The 19,988-nt window shown below is 73.6% G+C and carries 18 protein-coding genes; 8 read left to right on the forward strand and 10 right to left on the reverse strand.

Annotation, left to right across the window (positions count from 1 at the left end; all coding sequences use genetic code 11):
- Positions 1-61: 61 nt before the first annotated feature.
- From ACIQMJ_RS01430 to eno, 3 genes are read right to left on the reverse strand one after another with little or no spacing between them, the layout of a single operon-like run.
- Positions 62-553: a DUF501 domain-containing protein gene (locus tag ACIQMJ_RS01430; protein WP_499760226.1), complete on the reverse strand. Its 492-nt coding sequence runs from the start codon at positions 551-553 to the stop codon at positions 62-64.
- On the reverse strand, positions 550-1,092 hold the full coding sequence (locus ACIQMJ_RS01435; protein ID WP_499759049.1) for an FtsB family cell division protein: 543 nt from the start codon (positions 1,090-1,092) through the stop codon (positions 550-552). The genes ACIQMJ_RS01430 and ACIQMJ_RS01435 overlap by 4 nt, the downstream gene beginning before the upstream one ends.
- Positions 1,092-2,378 carry a phosphopyruvate hydratase gene (gene eno, locus ACIQMJ_RS01440; protein WP_141979206.1) on the reverse strand — a complete coding sequence of 429 codons (1,287 nt, stop codon included), beginning with the start codon at positions 2,376-2,378 and terminating at the stop codon, positions 1,092-1,094. The genes ACIQMJ_RS01435 and eno overlap by 1 nt, the downstream gene beginning before the upstream one ends.
- Before the next feature lie 109 nt (positions 2,379-2,487).
- Here eno and ACIQMJ_RS01445 point away from each other — a divergent pair, with 109 nt between their 5' ends.
- The 3 genes from ACIQMJ_RS01445 (at position 2,488) to ACIQMJ_RS01455 (ending at position 3,982) form a co-directional block, all read left to right on the forward strand.
- Positions 2,488-3,201 (forward strand): alpha/beta fold hydrolase, encoded by a 714-nt coding sequence (locus ACIQMJ_RS01445; RefSeq protein WP_499759050.1) that lies wholly within the window; start codon positions 2,488-2,490, stop codon positions 3,199-3,201.
- 68 nt (positions 3,202-3,269) lie between these two features.
- On the forward strand, positions 3,270-3,647 hold the full coding sequence (locus ACIQMJ_RS01450) for a tetratricopeptide repeat protein (RefSeq protein WP_141979208.1): 378 nt from the start codon (positions 3,270-3,272) through the stop codon (positions 3,645-3,647).
- Positions 3,644-3,982, forward strand: a complete 339-nt coding sequence (locus ACIQMJ_RS01455) for a DUF6968 family protein (protein WP_499759051.1) — start codon at positions 3,644-3,646, stop codon at positions 3,980-3,982. The genes ACIQMJ_RS01450 and ACIQMJ_RS01455 overlap by 4 nt, the downstream gene beginning before the upstream one ends.
- Here ACIQMJ_RS01455 and ACIQMJ_RS01460 read toward each other — a convergent pair.
- Entirely contained in the window at positions 3,979-4,821 is an 843-nt protein-coding gene (locus tag ACIQMJ_RS01460) for a lytic transglycosylase domain-containing protein (RefSeq protein ID WP_499759052.1), read from the reverse strand. The two genes, ACIQMJ_RS01455 and ACIQMJ_RS01460, sit on opposite strands and share 4 nt — an antisense overlap.
- Before the next feature lie 165 nt (positions 4,822-4,986).
- Between ACIQMJ_RS01460 and efeU the strand changes: the two genes are divergently transcribed.
- From efeU to efeB, 3 genes are read left to right on the forward strand one after another with little or no spacing between them, the layout of a single operon-like run.
- Positions 4,987-5,802, forward strand: a complete 816-nt coding sequence (efeU, locus tag ACIQMJ_RS01465) for an iron uptake transporter permease EfeU (protein ID WP_499759053.1) — start codon at positions 4,987-4,989, stop codon at positions 5,800-5,802.
- Between the two features lie 16 nt (positions 5,803-5,818).
- The gene (gene efeO, locus ACIQMJ_RS01470) at positions 5,819-6,946 is read left to right on the forward strand and encodes an iron uptake system protein EfeO (RefSeq protein WP_499759054.1); all 1,128 of its coding nucleotides are present in this window, start codon (positions 5,819-5,821) and stop codon (positions 6,944-6,946) included.
- A complete protein-coding gene (efeB, locus tag ACIQMJ_RS01475; protein WP_499759055.1) occupies positions 6,943-8,190 on the forward strand; it encodes an iron uptake transporter deferrochelatase/peroxidase subunit in 1,248 nt (415 codons plus the stop codon). The genes efeO and efeB overlap by 4 nt, the downstream gene beginning before the upstream one ends.
- On the opposite strand, the gene ACIQMJ_RS01480 is transcribed toward efeB, so the two are convergent.
- Positions 8,122-8,658, reverse strand: a complete 537-nt coding sequence (locus ACIQMJ_RS01480) for a hypothetical protein (RefSeq protein ID WP_499759056.1) — start codon at positions 8,656-8,658, stop codon at positions 8,122-8,124. The two genes, efeB and ACIQMJ_RS01480, sit on opposite strands and share 69 nt — an antisense overlap.
- Positions 8,659-8,751: 93 nt before the next feature.
- Positions 8,752-11,922 (reverse strand): S41 family peptidase, encoded by a 3,171-nt coding sequence (locus tag ACIQMJ_RS01485; protein ID WP_499759057.1) that lies wholly within the window; start codon positions 11,920-11,922, stop codon positions 8,752-8,754.
- A gap of 460 nt (positions 11,923-12,382) precedes the next feature.
- On the opposite strand from ACIQMJ_RS01485, the gene ACIQMJ_RS01490 reads away from it, so the two are divergent.
- Positions 12,383-12,784 (forward strand): baeRF11 domain-containing protein, encoded by a 402-nt coding sequence (locus tag ACIQMJ_RS01490; RefSeq protein WP_499759058.1) that lies wholly within the window; start codon positions 12,383-12,385, stop codon positions 12,782-12,784.
- 20 nt (positions 12,785-12,804) lie between these two features.
- Here the strand turns inward: ACIQMJ_RS01490 and ACIQMJ_RS01495 are convergent, their stop codons facing one another.
- The 3 genes from ACIQMJ_RS01495 to mfd are packed head-to-tail and all read right to left on the reverse strand — an operon-like array spanning position 12,805 to position 18,288.
- A complete protein-coding gene (locus tag ACIQMJ_RS01495) occupies positions 12,805-13,746 on the reverse strand; it encodes a nucleoside triphosphate pyrophosphohydrolase (protein ID WP_499759059.1) in 942 nt (313 codons plus the stop codon).
- Positions 13,743-14,696 carry a SurA N-terminal domain-containing protein gene (locus ACIQMJ_RS01500; RefSeq protein ID WP_499759060.1) on the reverse strand — a complete coding sequence of 318 codons (954 nt, stop codon included), beginning with the start codon at positions 14,694-14,696 and terminating at the stop codon, positions 13,743-13,745. The genes ACIQMJ_RS01495 and ACIQMJ_RS01500 overlap by 4 nt, the downstream gene beginning before the upstream one ends.
- A 13-nt stretch (positions 14,697-14,709) precedes the next feature.
- Complete coding sequence (gene mfd, locus ACIQMJ_RS01505) at positions 14,710-18,288, reverse strand: transcription-repair coupling factor (RefSeq protein WP_499759061.1); 3,579 nt, start codon at positions 18,286-18,288, stop codon at positions 14,710-14,712.
- 154 nt (positions 18,289-18,442) lie between these two features.
- On the opposite strand from mfd, the gene ACIQMJ_RS01510 reads away from it, so the two are divergent.
- Entirely contained in the window at positions 18,443-18,982 is a 540-nt protein-coding gene (locus tag ACIQMJ_RS01510) for a DUF4291 domain-containing protein (protein ID WP_499759062.1), read from the forward strand.
- Positions 18,983-19,028: 46 nt separating this feature from the next.
- Here ACIQMJ_RS01510 and ACIQMJ_RS01515 read toward each other — a convergent pair whose 3' ends face one another.
- Complete coding sequence (locus ACIQMJ_RS01515) at positions 19,029-19,928, reverse strand: glycosyltransferase family 2 protein (protein WP_499759063.1); 900 nt, start codon at positions 19,926-19,928, stop codon at positions 19,029-19,031.
- Between the last annotated feature and the right edge of the window lie 60 nt (positions 19,929-19,988).

Consider the following 19,988-nt stretch of genomic DNA (forward strand, 5'->3'; position numbering starts at 1 on the left):
TGATCCGAACGGCGGTGTCACGGGCAGCCGCTGTCTTTGTGCCGAAGAACTGCCCGTACGTTCAGTTTTTCACCGTTGACGCGCATTCCCCGCTCGGCCACCACTCGGCGAGCAGGTCGAGCGCCTCGTCACCGAACGGGTTCACCCCCCGGCCCGCGGCCAGCGAGTGCGCCACGTGCACGTGCAGGCACTTGACCCGCCCCGGCATGCCCCCCGCGGTGACGGTCGTGCCGAGCGGTTCGATCGCGTCCCGTTCGGCCAGGTACGACTCGTGCGCACGGCGGTAGCGCTCGGCCAGCTCGTCGTCCACGGCCAGCCGGTCGGTCATCTCCTTCATCAGCCCGGCCCCCTCGAGCCTGCTGACGTAGGAGTTCAACCGGGAGCAGGTCAGGTAGTACAGGGTCGGGAACGGCGTGCCGTCCTCCAACCGGGGGTTGGTCTGCACGACCGCCGGGTGCCCGCTGGGGCACCGCGCCGCCACCGCCCGCATGCCCCGCGGCTCGCGGCCCAACTGCGCCGCGACCGCCGCCCGGTCCTCGTCGCTCACCGTCATCGCGCCGCCGCCGAATCCCACAACTGCTCGTACCACGCCTTGTCCTCGGCCGGTTTGGTCTCCGGTCGCTGTTGGTCCAGTTCACGCTCCGCGTCGCCGGGGAGCTGCACGATGTAGGGCGTCTCGCCGGGCCGCACGTAGTGCAGCCTGCGCCGCGCCTCGGCCTCCACGTGCGCCGGGTCGGCCAGTTCCCGCTTGCGCTGCTCCAGCTGCCCGACCTCGGCCCGCAGCGTCTCCTGCGAGGCGGTGACCTCGCGCAGCTCCTCGCGCTGCGCCAGGTAGGTGCGCAGCGGCACGGCGATGCTCAGCGCCAGCGCGCACACCACCATCGCCAGCAGCGCGGCCCGCCGCGTGCCGGTCATGCCGAACGCGCCACCCGTGCCGGTCCTGGTGCGCGCCCGGGACTGCGGCTTGCGCGCCGCGGGCCGGGTGCGCGGTGCCGGCTTGCGGGCCTGCCCGTCGCGGGCCTGCGCCCGCGCAGGGCGGGACCCCCGCGCGGCCTCGCGACCGCGCCGGGGTTCCCGTTCCCGTCGTGCCATCAGCTCTCCGGCGTGTACCGCGGGAAGGCCAGGTCACCGGCGTAGCGCGCGGCGTCGCCCAGGGCCTCCTCGATGCGCAGGAGCTGGTTGTACTTCGCGGTGCGCTCACCGCGGGCGGGCGCGCCGGTCTTGATCTGGCCCGCGCCGACGGCCACCGCGAGGTCGGCGATCGTGGTGTCCTCGGTCTCGCCGGACCGGTGCGACATCATCGACTTGTAGCCGTAGGACGTGGCCAGCGCGACCGCGTCCAGCGTCTCGGACAGCGTGCCGATCTGGTTGACCTTCACCAGCAGCGCGTTGGCCGCCCGGCGGGAGATGCCCTCCTCCAGCCGCTCCGGGTTGGTCACGAACAGGTCGTCGCCGACGATCTGCACGCGCTCGCCCAGCTCGGCGGTCAGCTGCACCCAGCCGTCCCAGTCGTCCTCGGACAGCGGGTCCTCGATCGACACCAGCGGGTAGGCGTTGACCAGCTCGGTGTAGTAGCCGGTCATCTGCTCGGCGCTGCGCTTGGTCTTCTCGAACGTGTACGCGCCGTCCGAGAAGAACTCGGTGGCGGCCACGTCCAGGGCCAGCGCGATGTCGCGGCCGGGCGTGAAGCCCGCCTTCTCGATCGCGACCAGGATCAGGTCCAGCGCGTCGCGGTTGCTCGACAGGGACGGCGCGAAGCCGCCCTCGTCGCCCAGGCCGGTGCCGAGACCCTTGGACTTCAGCACCGACTTCAGCGCGTGGTAGGTCTCCGCGCCCCAGCGCAGGGCCTCGCGGAAGCTCTCCGCGCCGATCGGCGCGATCATGAACTCCTGGATGTCCACGTCGGTGTCGGCGTGCGCGCCACCGTTGAGGATGTTCAGCATCGGCACCGGCAGCACGTGCGCGTTCGGGCCGCCGACGTACCGGAACAGCTCCAGGCCGCTGGACGCCGCCGCCGCCTTCGCCACCGCGAGCGAGACGCCGAGGATGGCGTTCGCGCCCAGGCGGGACTTGTCCGGCGTGCCGTCCAGGTCGACCAGCTTCTGGTCGACCACCCGCTGCTCGACGGCCTCGATGCCGACCAGCTCGGGGCCGATCTCGTCGAGCACCGCCGTGACCGCGCGCTCGACGCCCTTGCCCAGGTAGCGCTTGGCGTCGCCGTCCCTCAGCTCGACCGCCTCGTGCTCGCCGGTCGACGCACCGGACGGAACCGCGGCGCGCTCCAGCGTGCCGTCGTCCAGCGCCACCTCTACCTCGACGGTCGGGTTGCCTCGCGAGTCCAGGATCTCGCGGGCGCCGACCTGCTCGATGACCGCCACGTGCGCTCCCTCGTCAGACCATCTGTGTATCGATGCCGAGCCTAGTTGGTGCAAGGTGTGGGACGGCCCCGGCTCGCCTGTTGGGGCACCGGTGGGGAGGGGTTCACGCGTGGTTCACGTGGCGCGGGGTGGGAACGGGCCGCTGCTGGTCCTGCTGCACGGGCTCGGTGCGACGGCCTCGGTGTGGCGCTCAACTGCGGATTCGTGGCCCGGGGCGTGGTTGGCGGTGGACCTGCCGGGGCACGGCCGGTCGGCGCCGGCGGCGCGGTACTCGTTCGGGTCGATGGCCGCGGCGGTGGCCGCCGTCGTGGGTTCCGGGCCGGTGGCGGTGCTGGGGCACTCGTTGGGCGGGGTGGTGGCGTTGACGCTGGCCAGCGGGTGGTTCGGGGTGGACGTGCGGGCCGCCGCCGGGCTGGGGGTCAAGCTGCGGTGGACCGACGACGAGCTGGCGCGGGCGGCGGCGCCGGCCGCGAAGCCCGCGCGGGTGTTCCCGACCCGCGAGGAGGCGGCGGCGTGGGCGTCGAAGCTGGCGGGCGTGCCGCTGGCGGACGGCGTGGTCGAGGTGGACGGCGGCTGGCGGGCGGCGCTGGACCCGGCGGCGTTCGGGGTGGGCGCGCCGGACGTGGTGGGGCTGCTGGCGGTGGCCAAGGCGCCGGTCGTGCTGGCCGCGGGCGAGGACGACCCGATGTGCCCGCCGGAGCACCTGCTCGCCGCGCAGCCGGGTGGGGTGGTGCTGCCCGGCGTGGGTCACAACGCCCACGTGGAACGGCCGTCGTCGCTCGGCCCGGTGCTCGACCGGCTGCTCGCGGCTCTCGTGGCGTGACACGCCGGTCCCGTCATCCGGTCGGCTGTCGTACGGCGACCGGATGGCCGGGTAGCGTTGATCGAACCATGACCGACAGCACCTTCGAGGCGTTCCGCCGGGCCGAGGCGCTGCTCGCGGACCGCCGACCGCTGGAGGCGCTGCGCGAGCTCCGAGTCGTGCTCGAAGCCGCGCCCGACCAGGTGGGCGTGCAGCTGCTCGCGGGACGGGCGTACCTGGGATCGGCCCAGCTCAAGCGCGCCGAGGCGGCGTTCCGGAAGGTGCTGGAGCTCGATCCGAGCGACCACTACGCGCGGTTCGCGCTGGGTCGGACGTTGCAGCGGCAGAGCCGGTTGACCGAGGCGTTGACGCAGCTGCGGATCGCGGCGGCGATGAACCCGTCGCCGGAGTACCAGGAAGCGTTGGGCGAGGTCAGCGCCCGGTTGGCGGTGGAGCGGGACCGATGACGACCTACGAGCTCGGGCCGGTGGTCGCGGAGCGCCGGCTGGACCGGGTCGCCCCGGACGGCAGCCGCACGCCGGTCGTGGTCCGCTTCGGCCGCCCCCACCCGGACCCGCTGAGCCCGAACGGCGACTGGTGCTGCCCGCACCAGGTGCTCGGGCTGGGTGACGAGGCGGTCGGCGCGTCGTTCGGCGTCGACTCGCTGCAAGCGCTGCTGCTGAGCGTGCACCGGGTGCGGCTGGAGCTGGCGGCACGGGCCGAGCGGGCGTCGGTCGAGCTGGACTGGCTGGGTCTGCCGGACCTGGGCCTGACCGTCGACCCGCACGTCACCCGGCCCTAGCCGACGCTGGCCCGCGCGTAGGCGTCCGCGCCGCTGTAGACGTTCTGGCCGTACTCGGTCGAGTTGTTGTAGGCCAGCACGGCCGCCCACCAGCCCGCGCCCGTGCCCAGGTCGCGACCGCCCGAGCACAGGTAGCGGGCGGCGGCGAGGGCGGCGTCGTCGATGTTCTGGGGGTCCGGCGCCTGGCCGTCGCCGTTCGCGCGCACCGCGTACCGGGCCCACGTGGTCGGGATGAACTGCATCGGGCCGACCGCCCGGTCCCACTTCGTGTCGCCGTCGAGCACGCCGCCGTCGCTGTCCGCGATGGCCTTCACGCCCGGTGAGCCGTCCAGCGGGATGCCGATGATGGGGCGCGACGGCCGGCCGTCCTCGCCCAGCCGCAGGCCGCCGATCGTGCCGTGGTGCGACTCGATCCGGCCGATGCCGGCCAGCGTCGCCCACGACAGCCGGCAGCTCGGGCTCTGCGACCGCATGACCAGGTCGGCGATGGCGTACGCGCGCAGCGCGCGGGCCGGGACGTCGGTCTTGTCCGACAGCGACGACGCCCACGCGACCAGCGGGTCCGCGGTGGACTCGGCCTGGCCCGCCGGCGGGACGTCGCCGCCCGAGCCGGGCAGGGCGGGCGCGGCGGCGCCGGGCTCGACCGCCTGGAACGGCACCGGGAACGGCGGGTCGGCGGCCTGCCTCGGCGCGGACCGGTTGAACGTGGCCAGCGCCCACGCGCCGCCGCCCACGACGGCCAGCAGGATCAGCACGAGCGCGAGGCGTCCGACGAGGTTGCCGACGCCGCCGCGCGACGGGCGGCGCGGCTCGGTCTTGGACGGCGGCGGGACGACCACCGCCCCAGGCTACGTGCTCGCGGTGGCCGGACGGCGAGGATCACAGCGCAATTCGTCCCGGATGCCGGATATACCACCGCTCCGCCGGTTTGTGCCACTGGACGCGCGAGCACAGCCTTGCCTAAGTTCGATGAGCCTAAGTTAATTCCGTGTGAGGACAACGCCGTGCTCGTCAGCAACGGGCTCATCGGGCTGCGCGAGGGGCTGGAAGCAGCCCTGGTCGTCAGCATCCTGGTGGCCTTCCTGGTCAAGACCGACCGCCGGTCGCGCCTGCCCCTGGTCTGGTTGGGCGTCGGCGCCGCCGTCGCGCTGTCGGTCCTGGTCGGCGCGGTCATCACGTTCACCACCGCCACGATGACGTTCGAGCAGCAGGAGGCGTTCGGCGGCGGGATGTCGCTGCTGGCCGTCGCGTTCGTCACCGCGATGATCTTCTGGATGCGGTCGACCGCCCGCACCATCGCCGCCGAGCTGCGCGGCAAGCTCGACCGCGCGCTGGACGTCGGCCCGGCGGCCGTGGTGACCCTGGCTTTCCTCGCCGTGGGCCGCGAGGGCCTGGAGACGGCGGTGTTCTTCTACTCCAGCGTGCAGAGCGCGGGCAACACGGTGCAGCCGATGATCGGCTTCCTGACCGGCATCGGCGTCGCGATCGCCCTGGCGTACCTGCTCTACCGGGGCGCGATCCGGTTCGACCTGGGCAAGTTCTTCACCTGGACGGGCGCGCTGCTGGTGTTCGTGGCGGCGGGCGTGCTCGCCTACGGCCTGCACGACCTCCAGGAGGCCGCGATCCTGCCCGGCCTGGACACCCTGGCGTTCGACCTGAGCGAGACCGTGCCCGAGGACTCCTGGTTCGGGGCCCTGCTCAAGGGGATCTTCAACTACTCGCAGCGCACCACCGTGCTGCAAGCCACCGCCTGGACCGCCTACGTCGTGGTCGTCCTGCCGCTGTTCCTGATCCGCCCGCGCGTCGCGGCGAAGAGCTGAAACCGGAGAACCACCCGTGCCCCACCACCGCCTCCGCACCGCCGCCCTCGGCTCGTTGCTGCTCCTCGCCACCGCGTGCGGCAACGAGGCCGCGCCCGCGGGCACCGACGGGCCGATCGCCGTCGAGGCCACCGACGACGCCTGCAAGGTCGCCCGGACCAGCGCCGACACCGGCAACGTGACGTTCGAGGTGACCAACAAGGGCAGCAAGGTCACCGAGTTCTACCTGTTCGCCGAGGGTGACCGGATCCTCGGCGAGGTGGAGAACATCGGTCCCGGCCTGACCCGGCGGCTCATCGTCGAGGTCACCGAGGCGGGCGAGCTGGAGACGGCCTGCAAGCCCGGCATGAAGGGCGACGGCATCCGCGGCAGGTTCACCGTGTCCGGCGAGGGCCGCAAGGCCACCGACGGCAACGCCGAGCTCGCCGAGGCGACCAAGAGCTACCAGCGGTACGTGAACTCGCAGGCCGACAGCCTGCTCGCCAAGACGACCGAGTTCGTCGACGCGGTCAAGGCGGGCGACGTCGAGCGCGCCAAGGCCCTGTTCCCCGTCGCCCGCACCTACTGGGAGCGCATCGAGCCGGTGGCCGAGAGCTTCGGCGACCTGGACCCGAAGATCGACGGCCGCGAGGACGTCATCGAGGAGGGCGTGGAGTTCACCGGCTTCCACCGGCTGGAGAAGGACCTGTGGCAGGACGGCCTGCGGGCCGACTCCCCCGCCGTCGCCGACCGGCTGCGCGCCGACGTCGAGGAGATCGTGACGCTGGCCAAGGGGGTCGAGCTGACCCCGTTGCAGCTGGCCAACGGCGCGAAGGAGCTGCTGGACGAGGTCGCCACCGGCAAGATCACCGGAGAGGAGGACCGCTACTCGCACACCGACCTGTGGGACTTCCGCGCCAACGTGGACGGCTCGCAGGCGGCCGTGGCGGCGCTGCGGCCGGTGATCCAGGGCCGGGACGCCGCGCTGGTCGCCTCCGTGGACGAGAAGTTCCAGGCCCTGGACGAGCTGCTGGAGAAGCACCGCGCCGGTGACGGCTTCAAGCTCTACACCGAGCTCTCCGACGACGAGGTCAAGGCGCTCGCCGCCGCCGTCGACGCGCTCGGCGAGCCGATCAGCGGGGTCGCGGAGGTGGTGTCGCAGTGACAGGTCTGCCGCGGCGCAGGCTGCTCGGGTTCGCCGGGGCGGGTGTCGCGCTGGCCGGCGCGGGCGCGGCGGTCGGCGCGCTGTCCTCGTCCCCGTCGTCCGACCAGGTGCGGCTGACGGGCGCGGAGGCCGTGCCGTTCCACGGCGAGCACCAGGCCGGCATCACCACGCCCGCGCAGGACCGGATGCACTTCGTCGCGCTGGACGTGACCACGACCAAGCGCGACGAGCTCGTCTCGCTGCTGGAGGAGTGGACCGAGGCGGCCCGCCGGATGACGGCGGGCCTGGAAGCGGTCGAGGGCGGCGCGGTCGGCGGCAGCGCGCAGGCCCCGCCGAAGGACACCGGCGAGGCGCTGGACCTGCCGCCGTCCGCGCTCACGCTCACCATCGGCTTCGGCCCGTCGCTGTTCGACGAGCGGTTCGGCCTGGCCGGGCTCAAGCCGGCGAAGCTGATCGACCTGCCCCGGTTCCCCGGCGACGACCTCGACGAGCGGCGCACCGGCGGCGACCTGTGCATCCAGGCGTGCGCCAACGACCCGCAGGTGGCCGTGCACGCGATCCGCAACCTCGTGCGGATCGGCTTCGGCCGGGTCTCGGTGCGGTGGTCGCAGCTCGGGTTCGGCCGCACGTCCTCCACCTCCACCGCCCAGGCGACGCCCCGCAACCTGTTCGGCTTCAAGGACGGCACCAACAACGTCAAGGCCGAGGACGGCGACGCGCTGCGCGAGCACGTGTGGGTCGCACCGGGCGACGGGCCGGACTGGCTGGTCGGCGGCACGTACCTGGTGGCCCGCCGGATCCGCATGCACGTCGAGATCTGGGACCGCACCCCGCTGGCCGAGCAGGAGCAGATCGTCGGCCGCACCAAGGGCGTCGGCGCGCCGCTCGGGCAGGTCGCCGAGTTCGACCCGGTCGACCTGCACGTCAAGGGCAAGGGCGGGCTGCCGGTGATCGGCGAGACGGCGCACGTGCGGCTCGCGTCGGCCGAGCACCTGGGCGGCGTGCGCGTCCTGCGCCGCGGCTACAACTTCACCGACGGGTCGGACGGGCTCGGCCACCTCGACGCCGGGCTGTTCTTCCTCTGCTTCAACCGGGACACGGGCAAGCAGTTCGTGCCCATGCAGGCGGCGCTGGCGGCCCGGGACAAGATGATGGAGTACCTGGAGCACAACGGCTCAGGGCACTTCGCCGTGCCGCCCGGCGTCCGCGAGGGCGGTTTCTGGGGCGACACCCTGTTCACCTGACCCGGTCGTCGTCGGACTGGTCGGCTCCGCGGTCGTGACCGGCGCCTCGGTGGTCGTCGCGACGGGCCCGGTGGTGGTCGTCGCGTCCCGCGTGCGCGTCGGCGGCAGGTCGACCCGGGCCCGCGGCCCGACCGCCTGCGCCGACGACGGCGGCGGCGGCGCGTCGGGCGACCGCTCGGCCTCCCGGCGATCGGGTGACCGCGTCGGCTCCGGCGACCGGGCGGTGCCGGGCACCCGCGGTGACGAAGTCGGGTGGACGACCACCGGCGGCAGCGGGACGGGCTGGACCTCGGTGCGCACGCTCACCAGCGTCCGGTGCACCGTGACGGGCGGCGCGGCCGAGGGCGACGGCCCGGGGTGGCCGAAGGCGAGCACCAGCGCCGCCACCCCGCCCGCCGCCGCCAACGGCAACCCCACGACCGCCGCCAGGCACCCGCGCCCGCTGCGCGGCAACTCACGATGGCTCACGACACCCCCGAACCCGATCTTGTGCCTACACATTGGTCGGTTTCGGACCACCGGTCGCAACCACCGCGCCGTCACACGCCCGGGTGGACTCGATCAGGTGAGGGGCGGGAGCTGCGGCGGAACGGCCGCCGGCCGCGTCTCCAACGCCTCCAGCGCCAGCCGCACCGCCGTGTCCAGCTGCGGGTCGCGCCCGGCCACCCGGTCCTGCGGCGTGACGACCACCTCCACGTCCGGGTCGACGCCGTGGTTCTCCACGCCCCACCCCGGCCCGGCGAACCACGTCGCGTACCGGGGCTGCGTCACCAGCGTGCCGTCCACCAGGTGGTACTGCATGTCGATGCCGATCACCCCGCCCCACGTGCGGGTGCCGACGACCGGCCCGATGCCCATCTCCTTGATCGCCACGTTCACGATGTCGCCGTCCGACCCGGCGAACTCGTCCGCGATGGCGACCACCGGCCCGCGCGGCGCGTCGCCGGGGTAGCTGTCGGCCGTGGTGTACCCGCGCGCCACCGACCAGCCGATGATCCGCCGACCCAGCTTCTCCACCACCAGCTCGGACGTGTGCCCGCCGCCGTTCTCCCGCACGTCGAGCACCACGGCCTCACGGGCCAGCTCCACCCGCAGGTCGCGGTGCAGCTGCGCCCAGCCCGCGCCCATCATGTCCGGCACGTGCAGGTACCCGACCCGGCCCTCGGACAGCTCGTGCACGCGCGCCCGCCGGTCGGCCACCCACGCGTGGTAGCGCAGCGGCTCGTCGTCCTCCAGCGGCACGACCACCACCCGGCGCGGCTCGCCACCGCCACCGGGCCGCACGGTCAGCTCCACCGGCTTGCCCGCCGCGCCGACCAGCAGCGGCGCGGGCCCCGTCACCGGGTCCACCTGCCGCCCGTCGACCGCCACGATCGCGTCGCCGGCCCGCACCGCGACCCCCGGGGCCGCCAGCGGCGACCGCGCCGCCGGGTCCGACGTCTCACCCGGGATCACCCGCACGACCCGCCACGCGCCCGACTCGTCCCGCTCCAGGTCCGCGCCCAGCAACCCCACGGCACGACCGCGCGTCCCGTGCGCCGGGATGACGTAGGCGTGCGACGTGCCCAGCTCGCCCTGGACCTCCCACAGCAGGTCGATCAGGTCGTTGTAGCTGCCCAGCCGGTCCACCAGGGGCCGGTAGCGCTCCAGCACGCCCGCCCAGTCCACGCCGCCCATGTCGGTGCGCCAGAAGTGGTCCCGCATCAGCCGCCCGGCCTCCGCGTACGCCTGCCGCCACTCGGCCGCCCGGTCCACGACCACCCGCACCCGCGACAGGTCCACGTCCACCGAGTCGTGGTCGTCCGGGTCCACCTTCCGGTCCGTCGGCACCACCCGCAGGTCACCGCCGTCCTGCACGGCCATCCGCTGCCCGTCCCCGGTCACCGCGAACGCGTCCACGCCGTCCACCAGCACATCCGTGCGCGACTTCGCCAGGTCGAACCGCTCCAGCACGGCCCGCGGCGGGCGCGCCGACGGGTCGGCCAGGTTGTCGCCCAGCACCCCGCGCAACGGCGACCGCAGCCACAGCAGCCCGCCCTTGGCCGCGGTCAGCCCGGAGTAGCGGGCGGCGGCGACCGGCACCGTCACCACCCGGTCGGCCAGCCCGTCCAGGTCGACGACCGTGATCGGGTTCTCGTCGTCCTTCTCCTTGTCCTTGTCCGACGAGTCGTCGCCGACCGGCCGGCCCAGGCGCAGCGGGTCGAACGGCGACGGCGTCGTGGCCGCCAGCGGCAGCAGGTAGGGCCGGCAGCCGGTCGGGAACGACAGGTCGAACACGTGCGCGTCGTACACCGGGTCGAAGCTGCGCACCGACAGGAACGCCAGGTACCGGCCGTCCTCGGTGAACGTCGGCGAGAAGTCGGAGAACCGCAGCGGCGTCACGTCCACCACGGACAGGTCCGTCGTGTTCGTCATCCGGATGTGCTGCAACGGCCGCGGCCCGGGGTGCGACCACGCCAACCAGTTCGAATCGGGCGAGAACGCCAGGTCGCCGACGTGCGGGTTCGCCCCCTTCAACACCTCCCGCACCTCACCGGACTCCACCTCGACCAGCAACAGCCGCCCGTCGTGGGTGGCCACGGCCAACCGCCGCCCGTCCGGCGAGACGGCCAGCTCCAACACCCGCCCCAGCTTGCCGACCGCCACCCGCCGCGGCTCGTTGCCCGGCTCCACCCCGCCGACGGGCGCGAACTCCAACCCCTCCTCGCCGTCCGCGTCGGTCACCCACACCACGCTGTCCCCGACCACCCGCGGCAGCCGCGCCCGGACCCCGGGCTGCTCCGCCAACGCCCGCACCGGCCCGTCCCGGTGCGTCACCCAGTGCACCGTCCCCCGCACCTCGACCACACTGGCCCGCCCGGTCCGGTCCGGGTGGAAGTCGTCGGGCCGCGACGGCACCGGCCGCGGCCTCCGCGCCGTCCGCGGCCCGCCCAACCGGATGTCCAACCGCCGCGGCTCGGCGTCCAACCCGTCCATCACCCTCAGCTCGCCCGCGTGCTGCCAGACGATCCGCTCACCGTCGCTCGACGCCACGCGCGCGTAGAACTCCTGCTCGGTGTGCCGCCGCAGGTCCGACCCGTCCGCCGCCACCGAGTACAGGCTCCCGACCCCGTCGTGGTCGGACAGGAACGCGATCCGCTCCCCGATCCACATCGGCGACGTCAGCGACGACGTCAACCGGGACAGGATGCGCTCGAACTCCCCGTCCCCACCCCGGTCGACCCACAACTTCGCCGCCGCGCCACCCCGGTACCGCTTCCACCAGGCCGGATCGCGCCCGTACACCGACGTGACCACGACCTGCCCGCGAGGCCCGAACGCCACGTCGTCCACCCACCCGAACGGCAACCGCCGCGCCGGCCCGCCATCCACCGGGACCGCGTGCGCCCACTGCCGGTTCGTGGTCGCCTGCCCGGTGGACGTCACGGCGACGACCTCACCCTCCGCCGTCCACCCCCGCACCCCGGTCGTGTAATCGCCCCAGTAGGTGAGCCGAACCGCCTCCCCGCCGTCCACCGGCGCCAGGTGCACCTCGGGCGCACCGTCACGCCGACTGGTCCACGCCAACCGCGTCCCGGTCGGGTCGAAGCGGGGGAAGGAAACGGGCACCTGATCAGCGGTCACCCGCCAAGCCCGACCACCGTCGAGCGGCGCGAGCCACACATCGTCTTCGGCGACGAAAGTCACCAGGTCACCGTGCAGGTGCGGGAAGCGGAGGTAAGCCTCGGTCACCCTTCGACGTTAGCGCCCCGATCACCCGACCCGGGCCGAACCCGGCGAACGCGCTCCGCCCCACCGAACCCCCGACCGGGGACGCGGCGCCCCGGGGCGGCCGGTCGTCGGCGGGCGGCATCGGCAGCGCGGCCGTCGAGCAGCTCCGGGAGGGCGGGGTCGACCGGCGGGCGGTGGAGGCGGTCGAGGAGCAGCTCGCCGACCTCGTCGAGGACGACGAGTTCTGGCGGTTCCAGGCGCGCAGCCTGGCGGTGTTCGCCACGCCCGAGTCGCTGACCGCGTTCCGGCTGCCCGACCACCTCACGGCCGCCGTCGAGGTGTCCGACCGGTTCCACGTCAAGCCGCTGCTGCGGTCGATCACGTTCCCGCAGGCGGCGTTCCTGCTCGTGCTGGCGCAGGGCTCCGTGCGGCTGCCGGAGGTGCTGCCCGACCTGCCCGCAACCGAGTGCGGGTGCCCGACATGCCGTCGTACGTGGCCGGTGCCGTCGGCAAGTCGTCCATCGCGGACCGCGCGCCCGTCCGCCGCATCCAGGGCGGCGAGGGCAGGAAGGTGCGGATGCGGCAGTTCGCGCGGAAGGTCGACCAAGCGCTGCGCCGGGTCCTCGCGGGCCAGGACACCCCGCTCGTGCCGGCCGCCGTCGAGCCGCTGGACGGCGTCTTCCGGTCCGTGTGCAGCTACCCGCACCTGGCGCCGAGGAGCGTCTCGCCCGGCGGTGGCGACGCGGGCGCTGCGACCGACGGCGCACTGGTGGACGCCGGACGCGGTGGACTACGGCGTGCTGGACGAGATCAGCCGGTGCGTCCGGCTCACCGACGGCCGGGTGCTCGCGGTCCGCCGGGACGACGTCCCGGGACGCGGTGAGGTGGCCGCCGTCCTGCGGTTCACGCCCTGACGGCAGACCCGGACGGCCAGTGGGCGCGCCAGTCGGCCGCGGTCGGGGCGGTGACGCCGGCCGCGCGCGCCGACCGCTCGGCCGACCGCACGTCCGCCTCGAACCGCCGGGCCACGGCCCGCAGCTCCGTCTCCGGGTCCTCGCCGGCGAGCTTCGCCAGCGCCGCCACCGCGAACAGCGTCGTGCCGGTGTCGTCGCCCTCCGGCAGCAGGTCCACCGGCAACCCGGCCCGCGCCGCCCGCTGCGCCAGCTTCCCGGCCAACGCCACCGCCGGCTGTCCCATCGCGACCCCGTCGACACTGGACTCGCGCCGCTTCTCGACCTGCTTGAGCTCTTCCCACCGGTGCTGCTGGGTCGTCGCGTCCCGCACCGCCGGGTCACCGCCCTCGAACACGTGCGGGTGCCGCCCGACCAGCTTGGCCACCAGGTCGCCCGCCACCTCGTCGATCCCGAACGGCTCCTCGGCGTCCTCCGCCGCGATCCGCGCGTGGAACAGCACCTGGAGCAGCACGTCGCCGAGCTCCTCGCGCATCGCCGCCCGGTCGCCGTCCTCGATGGCCTCCAGCAGCTCGTAGGTCTCCTCGACCAGGTACTGCCGCAACGACTCGTGGTCCTGCTCCGCGTCCCACGGGCACCCGCCGGGCGACCGCAGCCGGTCCATCACCGCCGCCGCCTCCAGCAACGGCACCCCGGGCGTCCGCACCACCTCGGCGCCCGCCGCGACCAACGCCCGCGCCGCCGCCTCGTCGGGGTTCGTCGTGATCAGCACGACCGATCCCGCCGCGTCCCCCACGACCAACTCCGACACCGGCGCGGCCGACCACTCCGCCGGGTCCACACCCTCCCCCGCGTACACCGCCGCCGCGCCCCGCAGAGCGGACAGCGCGGCGGCGGGCAGAACGGGAACAGCCCCTACGACGACAACCGTCACGACTTCTGCCGCGCCCGCGCCGTCGCCTGGTAGCCGCTCAACTCACCCTCGTTCGCCGCGAGCGAGATCGCCGTGCCGTCCCACACCCCGTACCGCGGGTTGACCTGGATCTCCGGCTGACCGGCCAGCGTGTGCACCAGCCGCAGCCCGATCTGCTCCAGCAGCTGCGGCGTCAACTGCTCGGTGGACGACTCGCCGGACGGCCGCACGTCGGTCTTGCGGTCGGTCACGTACGCCACGATCCACTGCGCGCTGCTCGGGTCCGGCGCGAACGCCACCACCGTGCCCGCCGGCACGCCGAACAGCGGCGACTGCGCGGCCTGCGGCGAGTCGGCCGAGCGCACCCGCTGGCCTTCCTTGGACAGCGTCTGACCTTCGGCGCTGCGCGGCGCGTCGGCCACGAACTCGGCCATCTTCGCCGGGTCCGCCGCGACCTGCTTGGCCTTCTCGACCGCCTCGGCGTTGTCCTTGACGAAGAAGTAGTCGAACGTGACTTCCATCCGGTCCACGTACTTGCGCGCCAGCTCGACCAGCAGCAACTGGTCCTTGGCCCGCTCGCGGAACGTCGTCGCGTCGTACACCGTGTTCTGCGAGGCCGCCTCCGCGCCGCCGGCCTGCTCGACCGACTCGGTCACGGCCTCCTCGGACACGGACACGCCCTCGCGCCGGGCCGCCAGCTCGATCAGCTCGTGCTGCACGCCCAGGGTCACCAGCTGCCGCGCGACCTGGTCGAGCTTGCGCTGGTCGTGCAGCTTCTGGGCCTCGGGCTCCTTCTCGAGCACGACGTCCAGCCGCTGCTGGACCTGCTCCAGGGGCAGCACGGTGTCGCCGACGATCGCGGCCGAGCCCACGTGGCTCGGGCCGGTGCCGCAGCCCGCCACCAGCAGTGCCACCGAAGCCAGGGCCACCGCCGCGCCGATTCTGGTGAAGCGCCTCTGCACAGTCCTCACGACCAGTACCTTCTCACGTCCTCGTGACGCCGCTCACGGGAGTCCCCGCCAACGACTCCAGGAACTGCGCGCACCAATCCAGCAGGTCCTGGTCGCGCAACTGGGGCGCGCCCATCCGGCCGCCGGCCGCTCCCTCCGTCGGACGAGGCACGCTGACCGTGTGGGCGCTCTCCTTGTAGACCGCCTTCGGGAACAGCCGGCGCAGCCGCACGAGCTGGCTGTCCTTCAGGTCGAGCGGCGCGAAGCGGATCGTCGAGCCCTGGGTGGCGACCTCCGTGACGCCGTGCGCGCGGCACGTCTGCCGGAACCGGGCCACCGCGAGCAGCCGCTCCACCGGCAGCGGCGGCGTGCCGTAGCGGTCCTTCAGCTCGTCCCAGACGGCCTGCAACGCGTCGCCGTCGACCGCGGCGGCGATCTTGCGGTAAGCCTCCAGGCGCAGCCGCTCGCCGGGCACGTAGTCGTGCGGGATGTGCGCGTCCACGGGCAGGTCGACGCGGACCTCGGCCAGCTCCTCCTCGACCTCGCCGTCCGCGCCCGCGTGCTTGCGGAACGCCTCGACGGCCTCGCCGACCAGCCGCACGTACAGGTCGAAGCCGACGCCCGCGATGTGCCCGGACTGCTCCGCGCCGAGGATGTTGCCCGCGCCGCGGATCTCCAGGTCCTTCATGGCCACCGCCATGCCCGCGCCCAGCTCGGTGTTCTGCGCGATCGTGGCCAGCCGGTCGTGCGCGGTCTCGGTCAGCGGCGCCTCGGGCGGGTAGAGGAAGTAGGCGTAGCCGCGTTCCCGGCCCCGGCCGACGCGCCCGCGCAGCTGGTGCAGCTGGGCCAGGCCGAGCAGGTCGCCGCGCTCCACGATGAGGGTGTTGGCGTTGGAGATGTCCAGGCCGGTCTCCACGATCGTGGTGCAGACGAGCACGTCGTACTCGTTCTCCCAGAACCCCTGGATGATCTTCTCCAGCTTGTCCTCGTTCATCTGGCCGTGCGCGGTGATCACGCGGGCCTCGGGGACCAGCTCGCGGATGTGCCGGGCGGCCTTCTCGATCGAGGACACGCGGTTGTGCACGTAGAACACCTGGCCGTCGCGCAGCAGCTCGCGGCGGATCGCGGCGGCCACCTGCTTGTCGTCGTACGCGCCGACGTAGGTCAGGATCGGGTGCCGCTCCTCGGGCGGGGTGAGGATGGTGGACATCTCGCGGATGCCCGCCAGCGACATCTCCAGCGTGCGCGGGATCGGCGTGGCGGACATCGTGAGCACGTCCACGTGCGTGCGCAGCGCCTTGATGTGCTCCTTGTGCTCGACGCCGAACCGCTGCTCCTCGTCCACGATGACCAGGCCGAGGTCCTTGTAGCGCAGGCTCTTCTGGAGCAGCCGGTGCGTGCCGATGACGATGTCCACGTCACCCTCGGCCAGGCCGGTGATGGTCTGCTCGGCCTCCTGCGGGTCGGTGAACCGGGACAGGCCCTTGATCGTCACCGGGAACGCGCGCATCCGCTCGGTGAACGTGTTCAGGTGCTGCTGGGCCAGCAGCGTCGTGGGCACCAGCACCACGACCTGCTTGCCGTCCTGCACGGCCTTGAACGCCGCGCGCACCGCGATCTCGGTCTTGCCGTAGCCCACGTCGCCGCAGATCACCCGGTCCATCGGGACGGTGCGCCGCATGTCGGCCTTGACCTCGTCGATCGCCGCCATCTGGTCGATCGTCTCGGTGAACGGGAACGCGTCCTCCAGCTCCCGCTGCCAGGGCGTGTCCGGGCCGAACGCGTGACCGGGCGCGGCCTGGCGGGCGGCGTAGAGCTGCACCAGCTCGGCGGCGATCTGCTTGACCGCCTTCTTCGCCTTGGCCTTGGTGTTCTTCCAGTCGCTGCCGCCCAGCTTGTTCAGCGTGGGCAGCTCGCCGCCGACGTAGCGGGAGATCTCGTCGAGCTGGTCGGTCGGCACGAACAGCCGGTCGCCGGGCTGGCCGCGCTTGCTGGAGCCGTACTCCAGGACCAGGTACTCGCGGGTCGCCGTGTTGCCCGCGGTGTCCTTGGTGGTGCGCTGCACCATCTCGACGTACTTGCCGATGCCGTGCTGCTCGTGCACGACGTAGTCGCCGGGCCGCAGCGCCAGCGGGTCGACGGCGTTGCGGCGGCGGCTGGGCATGCGGCGCATGTCCTTGGTGGACGTGCCGTGCCGCCCGCCGGTGAGGTCGGTCTCGGTGAGCACGACCAGCGCCAGCTCGGGCAGCGAGAAGCCGTCCTCCAGCGCGCCCCGCACGACGGTGACCGCGCCCTTCTTCGGGGCGGTGTCCAGGGTCTCCCGCAGCACCACGTTCACGTCGGCTTCGCGCAGCTGCTCGGTCGCGCGCTGGGCCGTGCCCGCGCCGGGGACGACGAGGACCGCCGTGCCGCCGGAGACGGTGTGGGCGCGCAGGTCGGCGAACGCCCGGTCGATGTCGCCCTGGTACGCCTCGACCTGCTTGAACTCCAGCCGGACGACGTCCCCGCCCTCGGTGGTGAGCTGGCTGAGCGTCCACCAGGGCCGGCCCTGGGCCCGCGCGGACCGGGTCACGTCGGCGAGGCTGTGGTAGGCGCTGGAGTCCAGGTCGATGGGGCTCTGCCCGCCGCCCGCCGCGGCCATCCACGACGCCTCCAGGAACTCCTGGCCGGTGCGCACGAGGTCCGCGGCCCGCGCCCGGATCTTCTCCGGGTCGTTGAGGACGACGTGCGTGCCCTTCGGGACGACGTCGGTGAGCAGTTGCAGCTCGCCCTCGCACAGCGCCGGGATGAGCGCTTCCATGCCCTCCGAGGGGATGCCCTCGGCGATCTTGCTCAGCAGCTCGTGCAGGTGGGCGTCGGCGGTGTGCTGCTCGGCCAGCGCGGCGGCCCTGGCCCTCACGTCGGCGGTCAGCAGCAGCTCGCGGCACGGCGGCGCGGTGAACCCGTCGACCTCCTGCGGCAGCGACCGCTGGTCGGCGACGGCGAACGGGCGGATCTCGCTGACCTCGTCGCCCCAGAACTCGACCCGCAGCGGGTGCTCGGCGGTCGGCGGGAAGATGTCGAGGATGCCGCCGCGCACGGCGAACTCGCCGCGCTTCTCGACCATGTCGACGCGGGTGTAGGCGATCTCGGTCAGGTTGACCAGCAGCGCCTCGAAGTCGTGCTCCGAGCCGACGGCCAGGTGCACGGGCTCCAGCTCGCCCAGGCCCGGCGCCATCGGCTGGATCAGGCTGCGGACCGTGGTGATGACGACCTTGAGCGGGTTGTCGCCGGGGTGGGCCAGGCGGCGCAGCACCTCCAGGCGCGCGCCGACCGTGTCGGCCCGCGGTGACAGCCGCTCGTGCGGCAGCGTCTCCCAGGACGGGAACAGGGCGACCTGCTCCGGGCCGATGAGGTCGCACAGCACGGCCTTGAGGTCGTCGGCCTCGCGACCGGTCGCGGTGACCGCGAGGACGGGTGCGCTGGTGGCGAGGGCAGCCGCGACCAGCGGTCGGGCGGCGGGCGGCCCCTCGAGTTCCAGGTCGGGCACGCCGACCGAGTCGGCGAGGGCGCGCAGCGCCTTGTCGGGCAGGACAGCGGTCAGCAGGCCGGACAGCGGGCCGGGCTGGGGCATTGCGGTGGCTCCCCGGAGGTCAACGCGGACAGACCCCTGCCCGGGACCGGACGTCCACACACGTCCACCGGAGGGGTTCTCGACTTCCCACCCTACGGCCCCCGCCGACCGGGTGCCCCGTGATTTCGGTTGACCGCGGGGTGACGCTGGGTACGTGGAGCACAAGCAGATCAGGGCCGACTACGACGACCGGCACGTGACCGTGTACCAGGCGTACTCCCCCGCCATCGCCGTCCCCGCGCTGGCGGCGGGCCGGTTCGTGCCGCCGTTCCGGCCCGGCCGGATGACGTGGGTCAAGCCGTCCTTCCTGTGGATGATGTACCGCTCCGGGTGGGGCACCAAGCCCGACCAGGAGCGCGTGCTGGCCGTGCGAATCACCCGATCGGGGTTCGACTGGGCGGTGTCGGCGGCCGTGCCGAGCGACGAGGGCGTCGGGCTCAAGCCGGACGTGCGCGTGCAGTGGGACCCGGAGCGCGACCTGCACCTGCGACCGCTGCCGCACCGGTCGTTGCAGCTCGGGTTGGCCGGCGAGGCGTCGCGGCGGTACGTGCGGGAGTGGGTCGTGGGGCTGACCGACGTGACGCCGCTGGCCCACCGGGTGCACGCGCTGGTGCGCGCCGGCGACCTGGACGCGGCCCGCGCCCTGCTGCCCGTGGAACGGCCCTACCCGCTGCCGGTCGGCTCCGAGCGGTGAGCACGGCCCTCAGCGCGGCCGGGCGGCGCGGCCCTCAGCGCGGCCTTCAGCTCGGCCGGCCGGCGAGCACGGCCTTCAGCGCCGCCGGGTCGACCGCGGTCGGCACCAGGTCGGCGAGCCGGTCCGCCAGCCGGGTGTCGCGGACCAGGACGCCCGCCGCGATGCCCTCGGCCACCGCCTCGCCGTCCCGCTCGCGGGCCGCGTACGCGGCGGCCAGCTCGCCGTTGAGCAGGCGCTCGTAGTCCTCCCGCCAGTGCCAGCCGATGTCCGCCCCGAGCCGGGTGTTGGCCGCGTAGGCCGAGCCGCCGTTGGCGATCTTGCGCGCGTAGTGCGCGTAACCGCGGTCGGGCACGTGCAGGATCTCCAGGGGCGTGAGCGGTGACTCCGCGCCGATCAGGGGGCCGGTCGCGGTGTGGTTGCCCTGCGCCACCTCCACGTCCGGGTCGGCCCGGTGGCACACCTTCGGGCCGATGCGCGTGCCGCGCGCCGACAGCGAGGCGGTGTCCCTGATGACGAGGCGGTCCACCCACGGCGCGGCCGGGTCGACCGCCGGGTCGGGGACGAGGTTGTCGCGGCGCGACCGGACCAGGCCCGCCGAGCCGGCGGCGGCGAACGCGGCCGGCAGCGCGTCCCGCCCGGGGCTCGTCTCCCCGGCCGGCCAGAAGAACTCGTCGGCGTCGGCGTTGACCACCCAGTCCGCGCCGAGGTCGGCGGCCCGCCGGGCCATGCGGGTCACCCAGCGGCCCTGCTCGTAGTCCTGGCTCGGCTCGTGGTGCAGTTCGAGCACGCCCGCGGCCCGGTAGGACTCCAGGACCTCCACGGTGCCGTCGCGCGAGCCGTTGTCCGTCGCGACGATGAAGTCCACCCCGGCGGCGAGGTGGTGCTCGACCGTCGCCGCGACCACGTCGACCTCGTCACGCACCAACAACGTCATCAGCACGCGCACGGCACAACCCCCAAGTCCCCGTTCGAGCACGGGCAGCGTACGGGACGGCCGGCCGGGGAA

This window comes from Actinosynnema sp. NPDC091369 (assembly GCF_044757065.1).
In the GTDB taxonomy this organism is placed as follows: Bacteria; Actinomycetota; Actinomycetes; order Mycobacteriales; family Pseudonocardiaceae; genus Actinosynnema.

What these genes read in the sequence shown, in the direction of transcription:
- ACIQMJ_RS01430 (WP_499760226.1), bottom strand. Translation starts at nt 553, where the DNA reads ATGACGGTGAGCGACGAGGACCGGGCGGCGGTCGCGGCGCAGTTGGGC.
- ACIQMJ_RS01435 (WP_499759049.1), bottom strand. Translation starts at nt 1,092, where the DNA reads ATGGCACGACGGGAACGGGAACCCCGGCGCGGTCGCGAGGCCGCGCGG.
- ACIQMJ_RS01450 (WP_141979208.1), top strand. Translation starts at nt 3,270, where the DNA reads ATGACCGACAGCACCTTCGAGGCGTTCCGCCGGGCCGAGGCGCTGCTC.
- ACIQMJ_RS01455 (WP_499759051.1), top strand. Translation starts at nt 3,644, where the DNA reads ATGACGACCTACGAGCTCGGGCCGGTGGTCGCGGAGCGCCGGCTGGAC.
- ACIQMJ_RS01490 (WP_499759058.1), top strand. Translation starts at nt 12,383, where the DNA reads ATGCCGTCGTACGTGGCCGGTGCCGTCGGCAAGTCGTCCATCGCGGAC.
- mfd (WP_499759061.1), bottom strand. Translation starts at nt 18,288, where the DNA reads ATGCCCCAGCCCGGCCCGCTGTCCGGCCTGCTGACCGCTGTCCTGCCC.